The sequence below is a fragment of the Streptomyces sp. NPDC044571 genome, from assembly GCF_040647115.1.
Lineage (GTDB): Bacteria > Actinomycetota > Actinomycetes > Streptomycetales > Streptomycetaceae > Streptomyces.
In genome coordinates, this window is record NZ_JBEZBN010000008.1 from 117079 (window position 1) to 141099 (window position 24021).

The 24021-nt window shown below is 71.0% G+C and carries 18 protein-coding genes; 8 read left to right on the top strand and 10 right to left on the bottom strand.

Going from position 1 to position 24021, the window contains the following annotated elements; all coding sequences use genetic code 11:
* Nucleotides 1-5: 5 nt before the first annotated feature.
* Complete coding sequence (locus AB0B01_RS06710; RefSeq protein ID WP_361713610.1) at nucleotides 6-917, top strand: LysR family transcriptional regulator; 912 nt, start codon at nucleotides 6-8, stop codon at nucleotides 915-917.
* Between the two features lie 82 nt (nucleotides 918-999).
* Here the strand turns inward: AB0B01_RS06710 and pepN (AB0B01_RS06715) are convergent, their stop codons facing one another.
* From pepN (AB0B01_RS06715) to AB0B01_RS06730, 4 genes are all read right to left on the bottom strand, one after another.
* Nucleotides 1000-3582 (bottom strand): aminopeptidase N, encoded by a 2583-nt coding sequence (gene pepN / locus AB0B01_RS06715; protein WP_361713614.1) that lies wholly within the window; start codon nucleotides 3580-3582, stop codon nucleotides 1000-1002.
* Between the two features lie 185 nt (nucleotides 3583-3767).
* Entirely contained in the window at nucleotides 3768-4796 is a 1029-nt protein-coding gene (locus tag AB0B01_RS06720) for an aspartate-semialdehyde dehydrogenase (RefSeq protein ID WP_361713616.1), read from the bottom strand.
* Nucleotides 4797-5019: 223 nt separating this feature from the next.
* Nucleotides 5020-8349: a S8 family serine peptidase gene (locus tag AB0B01_RS06725; RefSeq protein WP_361713618.1), complete on the bottom strand. Its 3330-nt coding sequence runs from the start codon at nucleotides 8347-8349 to the stop codon at nucleotides 5020-5022.
* 274 nt (nucleotides 8350-8623) lie between these two features.
* Nucleotides 8624-9184 carry a CGNR zinc finger domain-containing protein gene (locus AB0B01_RS06730; RefSeq protein WP_361713620.1) on the bottom strand — a complete coding sequence of 187 codons (561 nt, stop codon included), beginning with the start codon at nucleotides 9182-9184 and terminating at the stop codon, nucleotides 8624-8626.
* A 133-nt stretch (nucleotides 9185-9317) separates the two neighbouring features.
* Here AB0B01_RS06730 and AB0B01_RS06735 point away from each other — a divergent pair, with 133 nt between their 5' ends.
* Both AB0B01_RS06735 and AB0B01_RS06740 read left to right on the top strand, forming a co-directional pair.
* Nucleotides 9318-9776 (top strand): VOC family protein, encoded by a 459-nt coding sequence (locus tag AB0B01_RS06735; RefSeq protein WP_361713622.1) that lies wholly within the window; start codon nucleotides 9318-9320, stop codon nucleotides 9774-9776.
* The gene (locus AB0B01_RS06740) at nucleotides 9776-10681 is read left to right on the top strand and encodes a pyridoxamine 5'-phosphate oxidase family protein (protein ID WP_361713624.1); all 906 of its coding nucleotides are present in this window, start codon (nucleotides 9776-9778) and stop codon (nucleotides 10679-10681) included. The genes AB0B01_RS06735 and AB0B01_RS06740 overlap by 1 nt, the downstream gene beginning before the upstream one ends.
* Here the strand turns inward: AB0B01_RS06740 and AB0B01_RS06745 are convergent.
* Both AB0B01_RS06745 and pepN (AB0B01_RS06750) read right to left on the bottom strand, forming a co-directional pair.
* Nucleotides 10657-11616, bottom strand: coding sequence for a hypothetical protein (locus tag AB0B01_RS06745; protein ID WP_361713626.1), 960 nt, complete (start codon nucleotides 11614-11616; stop codon nucleotides 10657-10659). The genes AB0B01_RS06740 and AB0B01_RS06745 overlap by 25 nt on opposite strands.
* 196 nt (nucleotides 11617-11812) lie before the next feature.
* Nucleotides 11813-14368, bottom strand: coding sequence for an aminopeptidase N (pepN, locus tag AB0B01_RS06750; protein WP_361713628.1), 2556 nt, complete (start codon nucleotides 14366-14368; stop codon nucleotides 11813-11815).
* 126 nt (nucleotides 14369-14494) lie between these two features.
* Between pepN (AB0B01_RS06750) and AB0B01_RS06755 the strand changes: the two genes are divergently transcribed.
* Nucleotides 14495-15142 carry a DsbA family protein gene (locus AB0B01_RS06755; protein ID WP_361713630.1) on the top strand — a complete coding sequence of 216 codons (648 nt, stop codon included), beginning with the start codon at nucleotides 14495-14497 and terminating at the stop codon, nucleotides 15140-15142.
* Nucleotides 15143-15289: 147 nt separating this feature from the next.
* Here AB0B01_RS06755 and AB0B01_RS06760 read toward each other — a convergent pair whose 3' ends face one another.
* Both AB0B01_RS06760 and AB0B01_RS06765 read right to left on the bottom strand, forming a co-directional pair.
* On the bottom strand, nucleotides 15290-15946 hold the full coding sequence (locus AB0B01_RS06760) for a superoxide dismutase (RefSeq protein WP_361713631.1): 657 nt from the start codon (nucleotides 15944-15946) through the stop codon (nucleotides 15290-15292).
* Nucleotides 15947-16104: 158 nt separating this feature from the next.
* Nucleotides 16105-17517, bottom strand: a complete 1413-nt coding sequence (locus AB0B01_RS06765; RefSeq protein ID WP_361713633.1) for an amino acid permease — start codon at nucleotides 17515-17517, stop codon at nucleotides 16105-16107.
* Between the two features lie 169 nt (nucleotides 17518-17686).
* Here AB0B01_RS06765 and AB0B01_RS06770 point away from each other — a divergent pair, with 169 nt between their 5' ends.
* Complete coding sequence (locus tag AB0B01_RS06770) at nucleotides 17687-18469, top strand: SDR family oxidoreductase (RefSeq protein WP_361713635.1); 783 nt, start codon at nucleotides 17687-17689, stop codon at nucleotides 18467-18469.
* Nucleotides 18470-18530: 61 nt separating this feature from the next.
* On the opposite strand, the gene AB0B01_RS06775 is transcribed toward AB0B01_RS06770, so the two are convergent.
* Nucleotides 18531-19943, bottom strand: a complete 1413-nt coding sequence (locus tag AB0B01_RS06775; protein ID WP_361713637.1) for an amino acid permease — start codon at nucleotides 19941-19943, stop codon at nucleotides 18531-18533.
* Nucleotides 19944-20256: 313 nt separating this feature from the next.
* Here AB0B01_RS06775 and AB0B01_RS06780 point away from each other — a divergent pair, with 313 nt between their 5' ends.
* Nucleotides 20257-20838 (top strand): biotin transporter BioY, encoded by a 582-nt coding sequence (locus tag AB0B01_RS06780; protein ID WP_361713639.1) that lies wholly within the window; start codon nucleotides 20257-20259, stop codon nucleotides 20836-20838.
* A gap of 91 nt (nucleotides 20839-20929) precedes the next feature.
* On the opposite strand, the gene AB0B01_RS06785 is transcribed toward AB0B01_RS06780, so the two are convergent.
* Complete coding sequence (locus AB0B01_RS06785) at nucleotides 20930-22363, bottom strand: amino acid permease (RefSeq protein WP_361713641.1); 1434 nt, start codon at nucleotides 22361-22363, stop codon at nucleotides 20930-20932.
* A 219-nt stretch (nucleotides 22364-22582) separates the two neighbouring features.
* Here AB0B01_RS06785 and AB0B01_RS06790 point away from each other — a divergent pair, with 219 nt between their 5' ends.
* Entirely contained in the window at nucleotides 22583-23071 is a 489-nt protein-coding gene (locus AB0B01_RS06790; protein WP_361713643.1) for a ribose-5-phosphate isomerase, read from the top strand.
* Between the two features lie 78 nt (nucleotides 23072-23149).
* Complete coding sequence (locus tag AB0B01_RS06795; protein WP_361713645.1) at nucleotides 23150-23959, top strand: DNA-formamidopyrimidine glycosylase family protein; 810 nt, start codon at nucleotides 23150-23152, stop codon at nucleotides 23957-23959.
* Nucleotides 23960-24021: the final 62 nt, after the last annotated feature.

The following is a 24021-nucleotide window of genomic DNA, read 5'->3' on the forward strand; positions in this document are numbered from 1 at the left end:
CTCCCATGACCGAGTGGGACATCAAGAAGCTGCGGATCCTGCGGACCCTGGCCGAACAAGGGACCGTGACCGCGACGGCCGAGGCGCTGCACATGACGCCCTCGGCCGTTTCACAGCAGCTCACCAACCTCGCCCGCCAGGTGGGGGTGCCGCTGCTGGAGGCGCAGGGGCGCCGGGTCCGCCTCACGGATGCCGCCCACCTCGTCCTGCGGCACGCCGAAGCGGTGTTCGCGCAGCTGGAACGGGCCGACGCGGAGCTGGCCGGGTACCTGGCCGGGGACGCCGGGGAGGTCCGGATCGGGACCTTCTCCACCGCCGTGCCCGCGCTGGTCGTCCCGGCGGTGGCGGAGCTGCGCCGGACCCGCCCGGGGGTGGCGGTGCGCGTACGGGAGACCGAGGCCGCGGAATCGTACGAGCTGCTCTCCGCCGGGGCCGTCGACCTGGCGCTGTCCCTGGCGGCGCACGCCCCGACGGCCCGGGACCCGCGCTTCACCCGCATGGTGCTGCTGGAGGACCCCCTCGACGTGGCCCTGCCCCCCGACCACCCGCTGGTCGAAGCACCGGAGTTGCGGCTGGCGGACCTCTCCGAGGCCCCGTGGATCTACGGCGGCAGCGGACCGTGGCAGGAGATCGCGCGGACGGCCTGCGAGGCGGCGGGATTCGTACCCGAACAGGCCCACGCCGCCTCGGGTTGGACCGCGATCCTCGCGATGGTGGAGGCGGGGATGGGGGTGGCGCTGGTGCCGAGGATGGTGTCGAGCCGGGCCTCGGGCGTGGCGGTCCGGGTCCTGTCCCGGGACCGGCCGACCCGGCACGTGGTCGCGGCGCTGCGCCGCGGCTCGGAGAACGCCCCCGCCCTGGCCCATGTGGTCGCCGCCCTGCGCACGGTGTCGGCGGCCCGGGCCGGCCTGGCCTGATCCGACGTGTTCGGGGGCGCAACGGGGGACGCCCTCGGTGCGGTGTGCACCGGGGGCGTCCCCCGTACGGCGGCCCGTGTCGTCAGGACGCGGCGGCCGCGTCCGCCGCCTGGGCCTTCAGGGCGCGTTCCACACCCGCACGGGACTCCGAGACCAGGCGGCGCAGGGCCGCGTTCGGCTCGGCCGAGGCCAGCCAGGTGTCGGTCGCGTCCAGGGTCTCCTGCGAGACCTGCAGGGACGGGTAGAGGCCCACCGCGATCTGCTGGGCGATCTCGTGGCTGCGGGTCGCCCAGATCTCCTTGACCACCGCGAAGTACTTCTCGGTGTACGGGGCCAGCAGCTCGCGCTGGTCGGTCTGCACGAAGCCGCCGATCACCGCCTCCTGGACCGCGTTGGGCAGGTCCGCGGACTCCACCACCGACGCCCACGCCGCCGCCTTGGCCTCGGCCGTCGGACGCGCGGCCCGCGCCGTGGCCGCGTGGCGCTCGCCCGCCGCCGTACGGTCGCGCTCCAGCTCCGCCGCGATGGCGGGCTCGTCCGCCACACCCGTCGCGGCGAGGCGCTCCAGGAACGCCCACCGAAGCTCGGTGTCGACGACCAGGCCCTCGATCTCCGCCGCGCCGTCCAGCAGCGCGGACAGGTAGGTCAGCTGCCCCTCGGTGCGGGCCGTGGCCGCGAAGGCCCGGGCCCACGCCAGCTGGTGGTCGCTGCCCGGCTCGGCGCCGCGCAGGTGCTCCAGCGTCGCCTCGGTCCAGATGGCCAGGCCCTGCTCGCGCCAGGCCGGGTCGGCGTACAGGTCGATGGCCAGCTTGACCTGCCGCTGGAGCGACTGGACCACGCCGATGTCCGACTCCTTGCCGATGCCCGACAGGACGAGGGAGAGGTAGTCGCGGGTGGCCAGCTCGCCGTCGCGGGTCATGTCCCACGCCGAGGCCCAGCACAGGGCCCGCGGCAGCGACTCGGTGAAGTCGCCGAGGTGCGCGGTGACCGCGGCCAGGGACTGCTCGTCGAGGCGGACCTTGGCGTACGACAGGTCGTCGTCGTTCAGCAGGACGACGGCCGGCCGGGCGCGGCCGACCAGCTCCGGCACCGCCGTGAGCTCACCGTCGATGTCCAGCTCGAACCGGTCGGTGCGCACCAGCTTGCCGTCGCGCAGGTCGTACAGGCCGATCGCGATCCGGTGCGGGCGCAGCGTGGGCTCGCCCTTGGCGCCGGCGGGCAGCGCCGGGGCCTCCTGGCGCACGGCGAAGGCCGTGATCGAGCCGTTCGCGTCCGTCTCGATCTGCGGGCGCAGGACGTTGATGCCGGCCGTCTCCAGCCACGCCTTGGACCAGGCGGCCAGGTCGCGGCCCGAGGTCTCCTCCAGGGCGCCCAGCAGGTCCGACAGGCGCGTGTTGCCGAAGGCGTGCGCCTTGAAGTACGCCTGCACGCCCTTGAAGAAGGCGTCCGTGCCGACGTAGGCGACGAGCTGCTTGAGCACCGAGGCGCCCTTGGCGTACGTGATGCCGTCGAAGTTGACCAGGACGTCGTCCAGGTCACGGATGTCCGCCATGATCGGGTGCGTGGACGGCAGCTGGTCCTGCCGGTACGCCCAGGTTTTCATCGAGTTGGCGAACGTGGTCCACGCCTGCGGCCACTTCGTGCCCTCGGCGTACGCCTGGCAGGCGATCGAGGTGTACGTCGCGAACGACTCGTTCAGCCACAGGTCGTTCCACCACTCCATGGTGACCAGGTCGCCGAACCACATGTGCGCGAGCTCGTGCAGGATGGTCTCGGCGCGGCCCTCGTACGCGGCGTCCGTCACCTTCGAGCGGAAGACGTACTGGTCGCGGATGGTGACCGCGCCCGCGTTCTCCATCGCACCCGCGTTGAACTCGGGGACGAAGAGCTGGTCGTACTTGGCGAACGGGTAGTCGTAGGCGAACTTCTCCTGGAACCAGTCGAAGCCCTGCCGGGTCACCGCGAAGATCGCGTCCGCGTCGAGGAACTCGGCCAGCGAGGGACGGCAGTAGATGCCGAGCGGGACGGACTGCCCGTTCGGACCCTCGTACGAGCTGTGCACCGCGTGGTACGGGCCGACGATCAGCGCGGTGATGTACGTGGAGATGCGCGGGGTCGGCTCGAAGCGCCAGACGTTGTCCTTGACGTCCGCGGGCTCGGGGGTCGGGGAGTTCGAGATGACCGTCCAGCCCTCCGGGGCCGTCACGGTGAACTGGAACGTCGCCTTCAGGTCGGGCTGCTCGAAGCTGGCGAAGACCCGCCGCGCGTCCGGCACCTCGAACTGGGTGTAGAGGTACGCCTGCTGGTCCACCGGGTCGACGAAGCGGTGCAGGCCCTCGCCCGTGTTGGTGTACGCGCAGTCCGCGACGACCCGCAGCTCGTTGGGCCCGGCCGCCAGACCGGACAGCGCGATCCGCGAGTCCCGGAAGACGGCGGCCGCGTCCAGCGCCTTGCCGTTGAGGACGACCTCGTGCACGGCCGGGGCGACCAGGTCGATGAAGGTCTCCGCGCCCGCCTCGGCGGACTGGAAGCGCACGGTGGTCACGGAGGGGTACGTGCCGCCCTCCTGCGCACCGCGGAGGTCTAGCTCGATCTCGTACGAGTCGACGGTGAGCAGCTTCGCCCGCTGCTGAGCCTCTTCACGGGTGAGGTTCGTGCCTGGCACGCGGTCATCTCCTTCGATGGTGACGTTGCCGGGCCATCCTTCCATGCGGGCGGGATCTGCGCGCCGGAGTAAAGCCGGGGCGGGCACGACAGCGGCAGCGCCGTGGCACCGGGGCAGCGGAGTCGCTCTCGACGCGGCGAGGGGCGGCACCGTCATGGTGCCGCCCCTCCGTCGTGTATGCGGGATCAGCCGCGGAGCTCCTCGGCCACCAGCTCGGCGATCTGGACCGCGTTCAGGGCGGCGCCCTTGCGGAGGTTGTCGTTCGACAGGAACAGCGCGAGGCCGTTCTCGGCCGTCTCGTCGACGCGGATGCGGCCCACGTACGAGGCGTCCTTGCCCGCCGCCTGGAGGGGGGTCGGGATCTCCGAGAGCTCGACGCCGGGGGCGTCCTTGAGCAGCTCGTACGCGCGCTCCACGCTCAGCGGCCGGGCGAAGCGGGCGTTGACCTGGAGCGAGTGGCCCGAGAAGACCGGCACGCGCACGCAGGTGCCGGAGACCTTGAGGTCGGGGATCTCCAGGATCTTGCGGGACTCGTTGCGGAGCTTCTGCTCCTCGTCGGTCTCGAACGAGCCGTCGTCCACGATCGAGCCGGCCAGCGGCAGCACGTTGAAGGCGATCGGACGCTTGTACACGCCCGGCTCGGGGTACGCGACGGCCTCGCCGTCGTGGACGAGCGCGGTCGCCTCGCCGGCGACGGCCTTGACCTGGCCGTCGAGCTCGGCGACACCGGCCAGGCCGGAGCCGGACACGGCCTGGTAGGTGGTGGCGACCAGCGCGGTCAGGCCGGCCTCGTCGTGCAGGGGGCGGAGCACGGGCATCGCGGCCATGGTCGTGCAGTTCGGGTTCGCGATGATGCCCTTGGGGCGGTTCTTGATCGCGTGCGGGTTGACCTCGGAGACGACGAGCGGCACGTCGGGGTCGCGGCGCCACGCGGAGGAGTTGTCGATCACGACCGCACCCTGGGAGGCGACCTTCTCGGCGAGGGCCTTGGACGTCGCGCCACCAGCGGAGAAGAGCACGATGTCCAGGCCGGTGTAGTCGGCCGTCGAGGCGTCCTCGATGGTGATCTCCCGGCCCTCCCACTCCAGGGTGGAGCCCGCGGAACGGGCCGAGGCGAACAGCCGCAGCTCGTCCACCGGGAACTTGCGCTCGGCGAGGATGCCGCGCATGACTCCGCCGACCTGACCGGTGGCTCCGACGATTCCGACCCTCACGGTGACTCCTTCTGCTCCGTACGACGCGGGCGCGCGTGAAGCCATCATGCGTTCGACCCCACGAGGCTTGTCCAATCCATTGTCCGAGGAACGGACAGTGTCCTGAATGTGAATCCGGTTACCGTCAGGTAGCCGGGCTCGCCGGCCGCCCGCCGCCGGGTCGGAGAAGCCCGGAGGGGCGGTGCCGGGTCGGCACCGCCCCTCCGGTCTGGAACCGGTGGAACTACGGGAGGACCTTCTCGATCTGGACGCTGCCGGTGCCGGCGGCCGTGCCGCGGGCGTTGAGCAGGCTGACCTGGCCGAAGAACTGGCGGCCCTCGGGCGCCGCGCTGTTCACCACGACGTTCGCCGAGACGTTCGCCGAGGCGCCGTTGGCGAGGTTCACCGCGGCGGCCCCGTCCACCTGGACGGAGCCCAGGGCGGAGGAGAAGTACACGTCGCGGTAGTCGTACGTGGTGGAGCCGGACGGGACCGCGTAGCCGGTGACCACGAAGGTGTAGGTGCCGGCCGCCGGGTTGAGCAGGCTCACGGCCTCCTCGGAGTCGCCGTCCGCGGAGGAGCCGACCTTCACGCCGTCCTTGAAGACGTCGAGGTCGAGGTCGGCACCCGTGTCGGAGACCTTGCCGATGGCGACGTCCAGGCGGGAGACGCCCTCACCGATGGTGACGGTGGTGGTCTGCTGCTCGCCGTTGCCGATGGTCGGCTTGGCGACCTTCGCGGAACCGAGCGGGCCGCCCTGGAGCTTGCCGTCGGTGATGGCCGCGGCCTCGTTCTTGACGGTCCACTGGACCGGGGCCGGGGTGCCCTGCTTCACCTCGGGCAGGACCTTGACCGCCGGGTCGAAGGCCGCGCCGAGGACGCTGACGTCCAGCTTGAACGGGTTGTCGAGCAGCGGGGAGGTGCGGCGCGACTCGACCTCGATCTCCCAGACGCCCGGCTGCGGGTTCTCGTACGAGCGCAGGTCGGGGCGGCACTTGTTGGCCGGGTTGTCGTAGTTCGGGTAGCACTGGGTCGTGGCGCTGTCCTCGACGCCCACACCGTACGGGTGGATCGAGATGAAGCGCGTCTGGCTGCCCGCCGCGAGACCGCCGAGGGCGACCTCAAGAGACTTCGCGCCCTGCGGCACGGTGACGAAGTACGACTTGTGGCTGTTGCGCTGCACGGAGGAGGTGTCCGACAGCGTGAACGACGGCTTGGCCAGCGGGGTGGAGGCGACGACCGTGGCGAGGATCTGCTTGTCGATGCCCTCGGTGGTCTCGTCGTCGAGCTGGAGGATGCCGCTGTGGACGCCGGCCGACTTGACGTTGGCCTCGACCTTGATGGTGACGGGCTTGTTCAGCGGCAGGGTGACGTAGTCGTAGCCGCCGACGACCTTGAAGGTGCCGTCGTTGTTGCGCCAGCTCAGGTTGTGCCGGGTGCCGTACTTGACGCCCGTGGTGCGGGTCACGACGACGTCGTAGACCTTCTTCTGGCCGACCTTCAGGCCGCCCTCGCGGTCGTAGAGGCCGGTGCCGAAGCCCGGGGTCTTCAGGAACTGGTCGATCGCGGTGTCGACCGGCGCCTTGACGGTGAACTCGTTGGCCTTGGCACCGCGCTGGATGGACTCCCACGCGGCGTTGATGTCGATCAGGCCCGCGCCCTGGGCGTGCGCCGGGACGTCGTCGATCTTCTTCGCGGTGCTGGTGAGCGCCACGCGCAGGCTCGCCGGGGTCAGCGCGATCTTCTGCTGCTTGGCGGCCGAGATCAGCAGGGCGCCGGCGCCCGCCGCCTGCGGCGAGGACATCGAGGTGCCCTGCAGCATGGAGTAGCCGGCCGGGAGGTCGTAGCCGGCCTCCTTGACCGGGCCGCCGGGCAGCCAGGTCTGGGTGGTGTTGATGGCCGCGCCGGGGGCGGTGATGGTCGGCGTGAAGCCGCCGTCCTCACGCGGACCGCGCGAGGAGAACGGGAACATGTTGTACTTCTTGGCCACGCCGGAGCCGTAGTTGGCGGCCCAGGTCTCCTTGGAGACCGCGGCGCCCACGGAGATGACCTTGTCCGCGAGACCGGGGTCGCCGATGGTGTTGACACCGGGGCCCTCGTTGCCCGCCGAGATGACGAGCTGGACACCGTAGGTGTCGATGAGGTTCTTGTAGAGCTCGGAGCGCGCGTTGTTGCCGTCGTTCAGCGCTGGCAGGCCGCCGATGGACATGTTGACGATGTCCACGCCGCGGTTCACGACGAGGTCGATCATGCCCTCGGTCAGCGCGATGTTGGTGCAGCCGCCCGCCCAGGAGCAGGCGCGCGAGGAGACGATCTTCGCTCCGGGCGCCTCGCCGTTCATCTTGCCGCCGAAGAGGCTGTTGGCGGCGGTGATGCCCGCGACGTGCGTGCCGTGCTCGGACTCGATGATGCCGATGTTGACGAAGTCGGCCTTCTTGCCGACCCAGTCACCACCCAGCGGGTCCATCGGGACGTCCTTGCGGATCTGGATCACGAACGGGATGCGCTCGGCGACGTCGGTCGCCGGGTTGTCCGTGCCGAAGTAACCGATCTGGTAGCCGTCCTTGTACGGCTTCATCGGCTCGTTGTTCGTGAAGTCGCCGTCCTGGTCGGTGTCGACGCGGACGGTGCCGGCGGCCGGGTCGTAGAGCATGCCGAACCGGTCGGTGGTGTCGCCGTCCCGGTTGACGTCGCCCTTCATGTCACCGTTGGCGGTGATCGACTCGGTGAAGCGGCTCCACTGGAACGAGCCCTCCGGAGCCTTCCAGCTCTGGCCGCCCGCGGTGAAGGAGCCGCCGCCGGCGGTGACCGGGGTGATCTGGGCGCGCCAGGTGGCGTCGTTGTCCAGGATCGGGTCGGTCGCGGTGACCCAGTCGACGATCTTGCGCTCGCCGGTGGTGGTCTTCTGGAGCGCGGGGTGACCGAGGTCGACGCCGGAGTCCAGGATGCCGATGGTGACCCCGCGGCCGTCGGCCTGCGGGTTCTTGGCGACGAAGTCCACCGCACCGGTCTCGAAGGACGGGTTGTACGGGTTCTTCGCCGGGGTGTTCTTGTCCGGCCCGGGGTACGTCTCGGAGGCCGTCTTCAGGACCGAGCCCGACTCCTTGCCCGCGTCGGGGCGCGGGTCCGGCAGCTGGATCTCGTGCTTCAGGTCGATGCCGTGCACGGACGACAGCTTGGCCGCGGCCTTGAGGGCGGCGTCAGCCTTGCCGGTGGGCAGGGTGGCGCGCACGTAGCCGAGCTTGTCGTTCGTCTGGCCTACGGAAGCGCCCTGGACCGAGCCGAGCTGGTCGGCGACCTGCTTGGTCTGGCCGGGGGCCGTGGCCATCATGACGGTGACGGTCGCGTCACCCTTGGCCTTGGCCTCCTGCAGCAGCTCGGCATCGGCCGAACCGAGCTTCTGGTCGGCGGACTTGACCGCCGGGCCGGTGCCCGGGGTGCCCGCGCCGGTGCCGGTCGCCGCGAACACGGGCACGGCGCCCGCGGTCGCGAGGGCGGCGACCAGGCCGGCCGCGGCCGCGACGCGTGCGACGCGTCTGGCCCCGGATATGGAGCTGGGGGATTCGAGGGTCATCAGCATCCCTGGATAAGTGAAAGATACGGTCCGGATTTCGGTGCCGGATGACCGGTCAGCTTTGCGTACGTGACAGCTGTTTGGGGAGCCTTGTCATTGACCGAGACCTGCCATGGCGGACTCTCGCCAGCTCGGAGGAGCCGCCATCGGCGCCGTACCAGGGCATACCCCTACGAATCCCAGGGGTTGAAGAGTGGATTTGTAGACTTCCCGACTGCGTGACGAGGGTGGGACCGCGTTCAGTCGAGGGCGGGGTGTGACAACTTTTGGCTTCTCAGCGCTCGCGCGTGCGCGCGTAGTGGCGTGACGCCTTGGCCCGGTTCCCGCAGACGGCCATCGAGCACCAGCGCCGCGTGCCGTTGCGCGAGGTGTCGTGGAAGTGCAGCACGCAGGTCTCGGATGCGCACGCGCGGATCCGCTCGGGCGAGGTGCGCAGCAGTTCCAGGTAGTCGCGGGCGGCCGTCCAGGCCGGCCCCCAGGACGGATCGTCGAACTCGGCCCGCTCGCCCGGCCCTTCGGCGGTCAGCGTGGCCCGGATGCGGCCGTGCTCCAGTACGGCGTCGACCAGTGCCCGCGCGCTCTCGTCGGCCGGGTCGGCGACCGCCCGGGCCAGTGCCTCGCGGGCGGTCATGAGGTGGACCAGGGTCGCGGCGTCGGCCCTGAAGCGGTCGTCCAGCCCGGTGCTCCGCAGCCAGACGGCGAGTCCTTCGACCCGGCTCAGGCCGAACGCGCCGGCGAACAGGTCGGTGAGCTCGCCCTCCCGCATCCAGCGGGTGTTCAGCAGGTCGAGGGAGACCGGTTCCCCGGTCAGGGGGCGTGGGTCCGCCGTCGTCATGTCCGCCTCCTGCGTGCCGCTAACCCCTCAAGAGTACGTGAGCGGTTGACGCCTCCCTGTATAACCTCTAACCTCGATTTAGAAGGTTAGAAATCTCGGATTCCCGGGGCTCGGCCCCGGGGAAGGGACTGTCATGTCGACCGCCATCAGCACGCTCCGCACCGGCCACGTGGGCCTCAACGTCACCGACCTGGACCGCTCGCTCGCCTTCTACCGCGACGCCCTCGGCTTCGCCCTCCTCGGCGAGGGCAAGGAGGACGGCCGCCGCTTCGCCTTCCTCGGCCACGACGGCGAGCTCGTCCTCACGCTGTGGCAGCAGGCCGACGGCGCGTACGTCCCCGCCACGGCCGGACTGCACCACCTGGCGCTGGCCGCCGACACGATCGAGCAGGTCCGGGAGTACGAGGCGCGCCTGCGCGAGCTGGGCACCGACTTCGCCTACGAGGGCGTCGTGGCCCACCGCGAGGGCGCGGCCTCCGGCGGCATCTTCTTCCACGACCCCGACGGCACCCGCCTGGAGATCTCCGTACCGGCCGGCGCCGAGAACGCGCCCGCCCCCACCGCGGGGGCTCCGACCTGCGGATTCTTCTAATGCCCGGCCCCTACAACCAGGGCTCGCTGGCCGTGCAGGAGCGGGTCGGCGTACGCGCGGCCGCCGAGCACGTCGGCCGCTCGATCGGCACCGGCATCCGCGAGGTCGCCGCAGCCTTCCTGGAGCAGCAACCGCACCTGGTCGTCGGCGCCGCCGACCCCGCGGGGGCCCTGTGGGCCTCCCTGCTCACCGGCGCGCCCGGATTCGTACGGGCCACCGGTCCGCACCGGATCGCGGTCGCCGGCGGTCTGCCGGTCGGTGATCCGCTCGCCGAGGCGCTGGCCACCGCCGGCACCCGCGTCGGGACGATCGCCCTGGACCCGCGCACCCGGCGCCGGATGCGGCTCAACGGAACCCTGGAGGTGACCGGGGGCGGCTTCGCGGTCGAGGCCGAGCAGGTCTTCTCCAACTGCCCGAAGTACCTCCAGAAGCGGCAGCCGCTGGAGCGCGTCGACGAAGGGCCCGGCGTCGTGCGGCGCGGGCGGTCCCTCACCCCCGGCCAGGAGCGGGCGGTCCGCCTCGCCGACACCTTCTTCGTCGCGACCACCGCCGAGGACGGGGCCGACGCCAGCCACCGGGGCGGGTTCCCGGGCTTCGTGGAGGTGCTCTCGCCGGTCGAGCTGGCCTGGCCGGACTACCCCGGCAATGCCATGTTCCTGACGCTGGGGAACCTGGCGGCGGATCCGCGGGCCGGGCTGCTGTTCCCCGACTGGGAGAGCGGGTCGGTGCTCCAGCTCAGCGGACGGGCCCGGACCGGGTTCGCCGCGGACGGGGCCCGCAGTGTCCGCTTCACCGTCGAATCGGTGGTGGAGGCACTGCATCCCGGGCGGCTGCGCTGGAGTGCGCCGGAGTACTCCCCGGCCAACCCGGCGCTCCCGGTTCACCGGGGGAGCACCACCAGGTAGGCGGCGGGTTCGCGGTCGCCGGACGCCGTCAGGGCGGTCCGGACGACCGCGGCCTGCTGCTCGGGCCAGTCGCGGAGCTTGCGCGGGGTGATGTGGATGACGGTCACCCCGAGCCGCTCCAGGGTCTCGCGCTTGCGCACGGCCTCCGACCACTGCTCGTCCTCGCCCTGCCGGGGGGCGCGGGTGTCGATCTCCACGGCCACCGCCTGCTCCGGCCAGTACGCGTCGACCCCGCCGAGGTGCGGGCCGCCGGGCACGCGCAGGTCCACGTTCCAGACCGGCTCGGGCAGTTCGAAGCCCCGTACGAGCTGGTAGAGGCGGTCCTCGGCGATGGCCCGGCCCTCCGCGAGCAGGGACTCGACCGCGTCCACGACATGTGACCGGTTCAGCAGCCGGGCCACCGTCAACTCCCGGACGATCGCGGCCGGTTCGCAGTGCCCGCCGCGGACCGCCTCGCTGAGCAGCCGGCGTACGCTCCCGGCGTCGGAGAGCTGCGAGACGGCGTCGGCGACCGCCCGCGCCACCGGGGCCACGGGCAGGCCGGTCACCTCCTGCGGCAGGGGAGGGGTGTGCGCCCGGACGATGCGCACGCTGCCGACGGAGCGCAGCCGGCGGGTGTGCGGGACCAGGACGTCGATCTGCGCGAGGCCGAGCAGGGCGGGCGCGGAGCCGAAGCGGTACAGGGCCAGGGCCGCCAGCCCGGTGATCATGACCTCGCCGCCGCGGCGGCCCGCGTACAGCAGGGCGGCGTGCAGCCGTTCCTCGCTGGTGGCCGCGCCCGGGTGGAGGAGGAACACCCCCGGCAGGATTTCCTGCCAGGGCCGCCCCGCGGCGTCGGAAGCGGTGACGCCGTGCTCGCGCAGCTGCGCCAGGGTCATCACCCGGGGGCGGTTGGCGGTGAGGTGGGCGAGGGGGAGGGGTGCGTTGTGGTTCATGCTGCGGAGATTCCCGCTGGCCCCGGCCCCGCTAACCCCTGTTACGATCCCGTCGACAAATCCGGACAAGCTGGGGCTAAAGTACGGACGTTCGATGACCGATACCGCCGTTCGCCTCTGCCTTTCGCCTCCCCCGGTCGCTCCCGGCGGGGCCGCACTGCGGCCCCGCCGGGAAGCGGGCGGCACCAGGACTCCGTCAGGCGCCCGCCGCCGCGTCGCACGCCTGGGCGCGCAAGGCCCGGGCCAGGTCGTCGCGGGCCTCCAGCACCAGGCGGCGCAGGGCCGGGGCGGCCGAGGCGTGGGCCGCCAGCCAGGCGTCCGTGGCCTCCAGCGTGGCCCGGTCGTCCTGCAGCGCCGGGTACAGCCCGCGCACCACGTGCATGCCGATCTGGATCGAACGCTCCGCCCAGATCCGCTCGATCACCTCGAAGTAGCGCTCCGTGTACGGTGCCAGCAGGGCCCGCTGCGAAGACTGCTGCATCCCCGCGATCGTCGCCTCCACCAGCGCGTTCGACAGCGCGTCCGACTCGACCACCGCCGCCCACGCCTGGTCCTTGACCGCCGCCGAGGGGCGCGCCGCCAGGCACCGCACCTGGTGGCGCTTGCCCGAGGCCGTGTCGTCCCGCGCCAGTTCCGCCGTCAGCACCGACTCGTCGACCGCGCCGTGCGCGGCCAGCGGCAGCAGGAAGTCCCAGCGCAGCTCCTGGTCCACCTCCAGGCCGTCGATCCGCGCCGAACCGTCCAGCAGCCCCAGCAGCAGCTGGAAGTCGCCCTCCGTCGTCGCGCCCGCCGCGAAGAAGCGGGCCCAGGTCAGCTGGTGCTCCGAGCCGGGCTCCGCCCTGCGCAGCTCCTGCAGCGCACCCGCCGCCAGCGCCTTGCCGCCCTGCTCGCGCCACCCGGGCGCCGCGTAGTGGGTGACCGCGGTCAGCGCCTGCGAGTGCAGCATCTGCAGCACGCCCACGTCGCTCTCGCGGCCCGCGTGGGCGAGCAGGAAGGAGACGAAGTCGCGCGCCGGCATCAGCCCGTCCCGCGTCAGGTTCCACAGCGCCGACCAGCACAGCGCCCGCGCCAGCGGGTCCGTGAGCTCGCCCAGGTGCGCGCGCAGCGTCTCCAGCGAGGCCTCGTCGAAGCGGATCTTGCAGTAGGTGAGGTCCTCGTCGTTGACCAGCACCAGGTCGGGCCGCTCCTGTCCGGCCAGTTCCGCCACGACCGTCCGTACGCCGGCCACGTCCGCCTCGGCCCGCGCGTAGCGCACCAGCGCGCCGGACTCCCGCCGGTACAGGCCGACCGCCACCCGGTGCGGGCGGAGCTCTTCGCCGTCCTGGACGACCGCCAGCTCGGTCACCCGGCCGCCCGCGTCGTACGTCACCACCGGCGTCAGCACGTTCACGCCGGCCGTCTGCAGCCAGGCCCGCGACCACTCGGCCATGTCCCGCCCGGAGACCTCCCCGAGGACCGACAGCAGGTCGTCCAGCGTCGTGTTCCCGTACGCGTTGGCCTTGAAGTAGCGCCGCGCCCCCTCCAGGAAGGCGTCCCGGCCCACGTACGCGACGAGCTGCTTGAGCACCGCCGCGCCCTTGGCGTAGGTGATCCCGTCGAAGTTCAGCTTGGCGTCCTCCAGATCACGGATGTCGGCCGTGATCGGGTGCGTGGACGGCAGCTGGTCGGCCCCGTAGGCCCAGGCCTTACGGCTGTTCGCGAAGGTCACCCACGCCTGGTCGAAGCGGGTCGCCTCCACCTGCGAGAAGGAGCCCATGAAGTCCGCGAAGGACTCCTTCAGCCACAGGTCGTCCCACCACTTCATGGTGACGAGGTCGCCGAACCACATGTGGGCCATCTCGTGGAGGATCGTGTTGCAGCGCCGCTCGTACGCCGCCCGTGTCACCTTCCCCCGGAAGATGTACTCCTCGCGGAAGGTCACCATCCCCGGGTTCTCCATCGCGCCGAGGTTGTACTCGGGCACGAACGCCTGGTCGTACTTGCCGAAGGGGTACGGGTAGTCGAAGTGCTCGTGGAAGAAGTCGAAGCCCTGCTTGGTGACCAGGAAGACGTCGTCCGCGTCGAAGTGCTTGGCCAGCCCCTTGCGGCACATCGCGCCCAGCGGGATCACCAGGTCCCCGCGCCGGTAGGTGTCGGTCACGTAGTGGTACGGGCCGGCCACCACGCAGGTGATGTACGTCGAGATCGGCGCGGTCTCGGCGAACCGCCAGACCCCGCCCTCCCGGGACTCCTCCGCGCCGTTGCTCCATACCTGCCAGCCCTCGGGCGCGGTCACCTCGAAGCGGTAGGGCGCCTTCAGGTCGGGCTGCTCGAAGTTCGCGTACACCCGCCGGGCGTCCGCGGGCTCGTACTGCGTGTAGAGGTAGACCTCGCCGTCCTCCGGGTCCACGAACCGGTGCAGACCCTCACCCGTACGGCTGTACGCGCAGTTGGCGTCCACCACCAGGACGTTCTCGGAGGCCAGTCCCTCCAGGGCGATCCGCGCCCCGTCGAAGACCGCGGCCGGGTCCAGCTCGCGGCCGTTGAGGACGACGGAGTTGACGGAGGGGGCGATCAGGTCCGCGAAGGTGGCGGAGCCGGGGGCGGCGGCCCGGAAGCGGATCGTCGTCACCGAGCGGAAGGTCCGCGGGCCCTCGGCCGGTTCGGCCTCGTCCACGGCGGACCTCAGGTCGAGGACCACGTCGTACCCGTCGACGGACAACAGCTCCGCCCGCTCGCGGGCCTCGTCACGGGACAGATTCTCTCCGGGCACGTGCACTCCTTCGTGCGTGTTCGCTATACCGGATCGAATCCTCCCACGGGGGAATGCGCACGCCTCCGGCCTGGTTGGCGAGGGTGAACACGACCTGTGATGCCCTTATGCGATTCGAGGAGAGCCATGCCCGACACCCAGGTGCGAGAGAAGACCCCGGTCGACTTCTGGTTCGACCCGCTCTGCCCCTGGGCCTGGATGACCTCCCGCTGGATGCTGGAGGTCGAGAAGGTCCGTGACGTCGAGGTCCGCTGGCACGTGATGAGCCTTGCCGTACTGAACGAGAACAAGCTCGACGAGCTGCCCGAGCGCTACCGCGAACTGCTCGGCCCCAAGGGCTGGGCTCCGGTGCGCGTCGTGATCGCCGCCCAGCAGAAGCATGGTGACGAGGTCACGGGCAAGCTCTACACCGCGCTCGGCACCCGCATTCACAACCAGGACCTCGGCAACACCCGCGAGGTCATCGCCGCCGCGCTGGAGGAGGTCGGCCTCCCGGCGGAGCTGCTCGCCTACGCCGACTCCGACGAGTACGACGAGGTGCTGCGCGAGTCGCACAACAACGGCATCGACCGCGTCGGCCAGGAGGTCGGCACCCCGGTGATCTCCGTGCCCGGTGCCGACGGCTCCGATGTGGCCTTCTTCGGTCCGGTCGTCACGCCCACCCCGCGGGGTGAGGCCGCCGCCCGGCTGTGGGACGGCACCCTGCTCGTCGCCTCCACCCCCGGCTTCTACGAGATCAAGCGCAGCCGGACCCAGGGCCCGAGCTTCGAGTAGCAGTCCCGCACAGCCCCGCGCAGACACAGGAGACCCCCGCGATTCACGTCATCGCGGGGGTCTCCTGCTGTACACGTCCGCCGGTGAAAGGTGAGAAGACGATCACGAAGCGGACGGGCCGGGGTGGTGATCAGCCCGTGACGGGGATCAGCCCTTGGCGGGGATCAGCAGCGGGGTGTGCGCCTTGGCGTCGGCGTAGCGGCGGGCCACGTCCTGCCAGTTGACGACGTTCCACATCGCCTCGATGAAGTCCACCTTCTGGTTCTTGTACTGGAGGTAGAAGGCGTGCTCCCAGGCGTCGAAGACCAGGATCGGGGTGCTTGCGGCGCCCACGTTGCCCTGGTGGTCGTAGATCTGCTCGACGATCAGGCGCCCGCTGACCGGCTCGTAGGCGAGCACGCCCCAACCGGAGCCCTGGGTGGCGGAGGAGGCGAAGGTCAGCTGCTTCTTGAACTTCGCGAAGGAGCCGAAAGACTCGGTGATCGCGTCGGCCAGCTCGCCGAGGCCATCCGCCGCCGTCGGCTCGCCGCCGCCCTCGCCCGTCTTCGGGCTGGCCATGTTGTGCCAGTAGATGCTGTGCAGGATGTGGCCGGAGAGGTGGAAGGCGAGGTTCTTCTCCAGGCCGTTCAGCGCGGCCCAGTTCTCCTTGTCGCGCGCCTCCTCCAGCTGCTCCAGCGTGGAGTTGGCGCCCGCGACGTAGGCCGCGTGGTGCTTGTCGTGGTGCAGCTCGATGATCTGCGGGTTGATCACCGGCTCCAGCGCCGCGTAGTCGTACGGAAGCTCGGGAAGCGTGTAGATGGCCATGCGTGTGTCCGGTCCCCTCGGCGTGCCAACTTCTTATTGCAAGTTATGCGCAACTGCACGCTAGCAGTATCTATTCCAGTCAACACGTAAGGCTTGCCTCACCGGAACGCAGACGGCCCCGTGCATCCGCACGGGGCCGTCCTCGGTCTCACGGCGGGTCAGCTGCCGGCCACCTCCCGGCGCTGCACGGCGTATCCGGTCGCCGCCAGGGCGAGGGTCAGTCCGCCGGTGAAGACCACCTGGACCCGCGTGTCCTCGCCCAGTGCCATCAGCACCAGCACGCCGACGACCCCGGCGAGCGTCGCCCACGTCAGGTACGGGAAGCCCCACATCCGCACGGCGAGCTGTCCGGGCACCTCGCGCTCCAGGCGCCGCCGCAGCACGAACTGCGACACGGCGATGAAGCCCCAGACGACGAGGACGACCCCGCCGACCATGTTCAGCAGCCAGGCGAAGAGGGTGTCGGGGTACCAGTACGACAGCAGCACGGTCGTGAAGCCGAAACCGCAGGAGGCCAGCACCGCCCGGCGCGGCACCCGGCCGCTGACCTTGCCCAGCGCCTTCGGGCCCTGGCCGCGGGACACCAGCGAGTGGGCCATCCGCGAGGAGCCGTAGATGTTCGCGTTCATCGCGGACAGCAGGGCGATCAGGATGACCACGTTCATGACCTCCCCCGCCGCCGGGATGCCCAGGTGGTCGAGGGTCGCCGCGTACGGACCGTCCTCGGCCACCGCCGGGTCGTTCCACGGCAGCAGTGTCACGATGAGCAGCATCGAGCCGACGTAGACCACCGCGATCCGCCACATGGTGGTCCTCACGGCCCGGGCCACGCCCTTGACGGGGTCGTCGGACTCGGCCGCCGCGATGGTCACCGTCTCCAGGCCGCCGTACGCGACGACGGAGGCGAGCACGCCGACCAGCAGGCCGTCCACCCCGTGGGGCAGGAAGCCGCCGTCGTGGACCAGGTTCGCGGCGCCGGGGGACGAGGTGCCGGGCAGCAGGCCCAGCACGGCCAGCACGCCCAGGCCCAGGAACAGCGCGATGGCGCCGATCTTGAGCGTGGCGAACCAGAACTCGAACTCGCCGAAGTGCGAGACCGCCGCCAGATTGGTCCCGCAGAACAAGGCCATGAAGGCCAGCACCCACATCCAGGACGGGGTGCCGGGGAACCAGCCGGTCATGATGTGCGCCGCACCGATCGCCTCGATGGCCACGCCCACGCACAGCAGCGTCCAGAACATCCAGCCGGCCGTGAACCCGGCCCACGGCCCGATCGCCCGCTCGGCGTGCACGGAGAAGGAGCCGGAGGCGGGGTTCGCCGCGGACATCTCGCCGAGCATCCGCATCACGCACATCACGAGCAGCCCCGACACGGCGTACGCGAGGACGATCGAGGGCCCCGCGGCGGCGATGCCGGCGCCCGAGCCGACGAAGAGCCCGGCCCCGATCACCCCACCGAGGGCGATCATCGAAAGGTGCCGCTGCTTGAGGCCGTTGCCGAGGGACGATCCGGAGGCGCCCGCGGGCGGCGCGCCCGGGGCGCGGGGAGGGGTGACGGTGGTCTGGCTCATGAGGGTGCGTGCCTGTCCGGTGTGCGGGTGGACGGGGTGAAGTGCCCCAGTCTCACCTCTGTCCGATCTCCGGATGGGAGGAGTCCGCTATCCGGACAGCCGAATGACCGGCCGTGATCACCCCCGTACGCTGGCGGCAGGACACGGGTGACGGGCGGCAGGAGACCGAATGGACCACGGCATACGGGAATTGGCCGCGACGGGCCGGGGCGTACTCGTCACCGGAGCGTCCCGGGGGATCGGCCGGGCCATCGCCGCGGCCTTCGCCGAGCAGGGCGACCGCGTCGCGGTGCACTGCACGGTCCGGCACGCGGACGCCGAGCGCACCCTCGCGGACCTGCCGGGCGACGGCCACGTCCTCGTCACCGGCGATCTCGGCGACCCGGCTGAGGTGGAGGCGCTCGCGGCCCGGGCCGAGGAGGCGCTCGGCGCGGTCGACGTACTCGTCAACAACGCCGCGGTGATGGTCGCGCACCCGCTGCCCACGACCTCCTACGACGCGTGGCAGGACGCCTGGCGGCACACGGCCGCCGTGAACCTGTTCGGCCCCGCCCACCTCTCCTACTGCGTGGCCCGCCACATGATCGACGGCCGACGGGAGGGCCGCATCGTCAACATCGGCTCGCGCGGGGCCTTCCGTGGCGAGCCCGATCACCCGGCCTACGGCGCCACCAAGGCCGCCCTGCACGCACTCGGCCAGTCGCTCGCCGTCTCCCTGGCGCCGCACGGCATCGCCGTGGCCTCCGTGGCACCCGGCTTCGTGGCCACCGAACGGGTCGCCGGGCGGCTCGACGGCGAGGAGGGCGAGCGGATCCGGGCGCAGAGCCCCTTCGGCCGGGTCGGCACCCCGCGGGAGGTGGCCGCCGCCGTGCTCCACCTGGCCTCGCCCGCCGCGCGCTGGAGCTCGGGTGCGGTCCTCGACGTCAACGGCGCCTCTTACCTGCGCACCTGATGCGCGAAGCCCCCCGCGCCGGGTGCACGGGGGGCTTCGCGGAGGCGGGGAGACGCCGACCTCAGGACTTCGCCGCGCGCAGCTCCCGTACCCACGCCACCACCAGCACCACGGCCGCCGCTCCTGAGGACCACAGCAGCTGCGGCCGCGCCGAGTCGTCGAACAGCATCAGGACGAACACCGCGCCCATGCCGAGCAGCGCAGCCCACGTCAGGTACGGGAAGCACCACATCCGCAGCGTCAGCCGCTCCGGCATGTCCCGCTCCAACCGCCCGCGCAGCCTCAGCTGGGACACCGCGATCAGCGCCCACACGAACAGCAGCACCGCGCCGACGGCGTTCAGCATGTAGAGGAAGACCGTGTCCGGCCACAGCAGGTTCAGCACCACCGACGCGAACCCGAAGGCCACCGAGGCGAACACGGCCCGGCGCGGCACCCCGCCGCCCGACACCTTCAGCAGTGCCTTGGGCGCCTCACCCCGTTCGGCCAGCGAGAACACCATGCGCGAGGACCCGTACAGATTGGCGTTCAGCGCCGACAGCAGCGCCACGAAGACCACGATGTTCATGATCTGGCCGGCCGCCGGGATGCCGATGGAGTCGAGCACCGCGACGTACGGGCTCTGACCCGGCTTCAGCGAGTCCCACGGCAGCAGGGTCACGATGACGACCATCGAGCCGACGTAGAAGAACAGGATCCGCCACACGGCGCTGCGCACGGCGCGGGCCACCGAGCGCGCCGGGTCGTCCGACTCGGCGGCCGCGATGGTGACGACCTCCAGGCCGCCGAAGGCGAAGACGACGGCGAGCATGCCCGCGATGACACCTCCGGCGCCCTTCGGGAAGAAGCCGCCGTGCCCGCTCAGGTTGACCGCGCCGACGGGATCGCCAGAGAAATCGGACGCAGCGGGGAGCAGGCCGAAGACCGCAAGGGTGCCGAGGATCAGGAAGAGCACGATGGCGCCGACCTTGAGGGCGGCGAACCAGAACTCGAACTCGCCGAAGTTCTTCACGGCGGCCAGGTTGCTCACGGTGAAGACCACCATGAAGACCAGCACCCAGACCCACTGGTCCACCGACGGCAGCCAGCCGTTCGCGATCTTCGCGGCGCCGGTCGCCTCCACGGCGAGCACCACGACCAGCAGGAACCAGTACAGCCAGCCCGCCGAGAAACCGGCCCAGCGGCCCAGCGCACGCTCCGCGTACACGGAGAAGGAACCGGACGCGGGCATCGCGGCGGACATCTCCCCGAGCATCCGCATGACCAGCATGGCGAGCGCGCCCGCCAGCAGGTACGAGCAGATGATCGCGGGGCCGGCGATGCCGATGCCCGCTCCGGAGCCGACGAACAGCCCGGCGCCGATCACGCCGCCGAGGCCCAGCATGGTCAGGTGGCGCTGCTTGAGGCTGTGGCTCAGAGGTTCCGCGGGCAGGTCCTGCCCGGTCGCTGGGGTGTCGGACAAGCGGTCGCGCATGAGTGGATGCTCGTGTCTCTCGTGCTCGATGCGGCGGTGGGGGCTCCGCAGTGCGGGTACCTCCGGCAGTCGTGGCCGGGGGATTGGCGGGAACCTACAGTCTCGCCGGGCGGAGCCCGTCCGCGCAAAACGGACGTGTGATTGGATCTGGCTCGTGATGCGTATCACTACAACTCGGGTGTGAACCCGGCTCTTTGTGCACTCCCCACCAAACCGGGGAGTACGGCTTTGTCCCGGGCGGCGGTGGGGCGGCGGCGGACCGCGCACTAGCGTCGGTGATCGTCCCGTCCCCTCTCATCCCGCGGAGCCCTTGATGAGCACTGCTTCCGTCTCCTTCCGCCCCGGCGCCGTCCTCGCGGACCTGCTGCCCGCGAGCCGGGTGCGCGACATCGCGCTCGTCGTCGGCGGAGCCGCCCTCACCGGTCTGGCCGCGCAGCTCTCCGTACCCGTTCCCGGTTCACCGGTCCCGGTCACCGGCCAGACCTTCGCCGCACTGCTCGTCGGCACGGCGCTCGGCGCCGGACGCGGCTTCCTCTCGCTGGCCCTGTACGCCCTCGTCGGCATGGCCGGCGTGCCGTGGTTCGCGAACGGCACCTCCGGCGCGGGCGGCGCCTCCTTCGGCTACGTCCTCGGCATGCTGCTCGCCACCACCGTCGTCGGAGCCCTGGCGCGGCGCGGCGCCGACCGCTCGGTGCTGCGCACGGCGGGCACGATGGCGCTCGGCTCCGCGATCATCTACGGGGTCGGCGTGCCCTACCTCGCCCTGGCCACCGGGATGTCCTTCGGCGCGGCCGTGGCGGCGGGCCTGACCCCGTTCCTGATCGGCGACGCCCTCAAGGCCGCCCTGGCGATGGGCCTGCTGCCCGCCGCGTGGAAGCTGGCCGGCCGCAGCTGAGGCACCTGCCTGCGCGGCAGCCCCCGACTGCACGGCAGCCCCGGACCGCGAGCGGCGGTCCGGGGCTGCTGTCGTACGTACGGGCGGGTCCCTACGCGCGCTCGGCGGCCTTGCGGCGGACGTCGCGCACGACACCGATCACCAGCACGATGGCGGCGACCAGCAGGGACAGCATCACGGTCTCGCGGTTGTCCTTGTCGTAGACCATGTAGCCCAGGACGAAGGTGATCATCGCGGCGGTGGCCCAGGTCAGGTACGGGAAGAGCCACATCTTCACCGTCAGCTTGTCCGGCGCCTCGCGCACCAGGATCTTGCGCATCCGCAGCTGCGTCAGGCAGATCACCAGCCACACGAACAGCGCGATCGCACCCGAGGAGTTCAGCAGGAAGCTGAAGACGGTGTCCTTGAAGGCGTAGTTGAAGTAGACGGCGACGAAGCCGAAGACCACGGAGCCGAGGATCGCGGCGGTCGGCACGCCCTTGGCGTTGACCTTGGCGAAGGCCTTCGGCGCGTCACCGCGCTCGCCCAGCGAGAACGCCATGCGGGAGGCGGTGTAGAGGCCCGAGTTCAGGCAGGACAGCACGGCCGTCAGGACGATCACGTTCATGATCTGGCCGGCGTGCGCGATGCCGATGGAGTCCAGGGCGGCGACGTACGAGCCCTTCTTGACGATCGACGCGTCGTTCCACGGCAGCAGCGTCAGCACGATGAAGATCGAGCCCAGGTAGAAGACGCCGATGCGCCAGATCACCGAGTTGGTGGCCTTGGTGACCGCGCGGCGCGGGTCCTCGGACTCACCGGCCGCCAGGGTGACGATCTCGCTGCCCATGAAGGAGAAGACGACCATCAGCACACCGGTGAGGATCGAGCCCCAGCCGTTCGGCATGAAGCCGCCGGTGTCGGTCAGGTGCGCGAAGCCCGCGCCCGGGTTGTCGGAGCCCGGCAGCACGCCGAAGACGGCGAGCATGCCGATCACGACGAAGGCGCCGATGGCGACGACCTTGATGCCGGCGAACCAGAACTCGAACTCGCCGTACGAGGAGACGGAGCCGAGGTTCGTGATGGTCAGGACCGCCATCACGATCAGGGCCCAGGCCCACTGCGGGACCGCCGGGACCCAGCCCTCAAGGATCACCGCACCGGCGGTGGCCTCCACGGCCAGCACGACGACCCAGAAGAACCAGTACAGCCAGCCGATGGAGAAGCCGGCCCAGCGGCCCAGCGCACGGTCGGCGTAGGCGGAGAACGAGCCCGAGTTCGGGCTGGCGGCGGCCATCTCGCCGAGCATCCGCATCACGAAGACGACCAGCGCGCCGACGAGCGCGTAGGAGATCAGAATGGCGGGGCCGGTCTTGGCGATACCGCCGCCGGAGCCGACGAAGAGTCCGGCGCCGATGACACCGCCGATGGCGATCATGGACAGGTGGCGGTTCTTGAGACCGGCCTTGAGACCATCGGAGGGCGTGGCGTCACCGGAGTTACCGGACGGGTCGCCTGCCTTCTGAAGGGTCGTCGTGGTGCTCATGGACGAATCCTTAGGTTTCTCGGGTTACGAGTTGCGGCATTCAAACCCGAGATGAAGGCGGGCGGAAGACCTCAATCCGGATCGTTGCGGAGGGACCAAGGTCCGGGACCTTGGTCCCACGGTGTCTCATCTGCGCTCTTTGGGTTTACTTGAGCTTTAGAAGTGACTTACGCGACACCCGCTGAGGGTCGGCGGAGCCGCTCATGCCACACTCGTCCCATGCGCGTGTACCTCGGATCCGACCATGCCGGCTTTGAGCTCAAGAACCACCTCGTGGACTGGCTCAAGAACAACGGCCACGAGCCCGTCGACTGCGGGCCCCACATTTACGACGCCGTCGACGACTACCCGCCGTTCTGCCTGCGCGCCGCGGAGAAGACAGCCGCGGACGCCGACAGCCTCGGCATCGTGATCGGCGGCTCCGGCAACGGCGAGCAGATCGCCGCGAACAAGGTCAAGGGCGTCCGCGCCATCCTGGCCTGGAGCGTCGAGACCGCGAAGCTCGGCCGTGAGCACAACAACGCCAACGTGATCTCCGTCGGCGGCCGGATGCACACCCAGGACGAGGCAGTCGCCTTCATCGAGGCCTTCCTGGCGACCCCGTACTCCGGCGAGGAGCGCCACACCCGCCGCATCGACATGCTCTCGGCCTACGAGCAGACCGGCGAGCTCCCCCCGATCCCGGCCCACCACCCGCAGGACCAGTAGGACACGCCCGTGCCGCCGGGCCCGCGGGGCCGGCGGCACGGGGCGGGCCCGCTTCGAGGACATCCGAGGAGAACAGCCGTGCCCGAGGGGCATACGATCCACCGCCTGGCGCAGGACCACCGCGACCGGTTCGCGGGCCGGGAGGTACGGGTCAGCAGCCCCCAGGGCCGCTTCGCCGAGAGCGCGGCGCTGCTCGACGGCCGTGTCCTCGACGGGGTGGACGCGCACGGCAAGCACCTCTTCCTCGGCTTCCAGGGCGGCGGCTGGGTCCACATCCACCTGGGCCTGTTCGGCAAGTACGCCATCGGCACGGCCCCCGCACCGCCGCCCACCGACACCGTCCGCCTGCGCATCGCCCACGAAGGCCACTACTCCGACCTGCGGGGTCCGACCACCTGCGCCCTGATCACGGACGGGGAGAAGCAGGCGATAAGCGACCGGCTCGGCCCCGACCCGCTCAGGAAGGGCGACGACCCGGACCGCGCCTGGGAGCGGATCTCCCGCTCCCGCACCACCGTCGCCGCGCTGCTCATGGACCAGAAGATCGTCGCCGGCGTCGGCAACGTCTACCGCGCCGAGGTCCTCTTCCGGCACGGCATCGACCCGTACCGCCTCGGCAAGGACCTCACCCGCGGCGAGTGGGACGCCATGTGGCGCGACCTGGCCGCCCTGATGCGCGAGGGCGTACGGAACAACCGGATCGACACCGTCCGCGACGAGCACCTGCCCGAGGCCATGGGCCGCCCGCCCCGCGTCGACGACCACGGCGGCGAGGTGTACGTCTACCGCAGGGCGAACATGCCCTGCCACATCTGCGGGGGAGAGATCCGCACCGCCGGCCTGGCCGCCCGCAACCTCTTCTGGTGCCCCACCTGCCAGGCGCCGTAGGACCGCCGTCCGGCACGGCGTTCGACGCGCCTGTGTTCGAGGGTGATCTCAGGTGCGTCTCG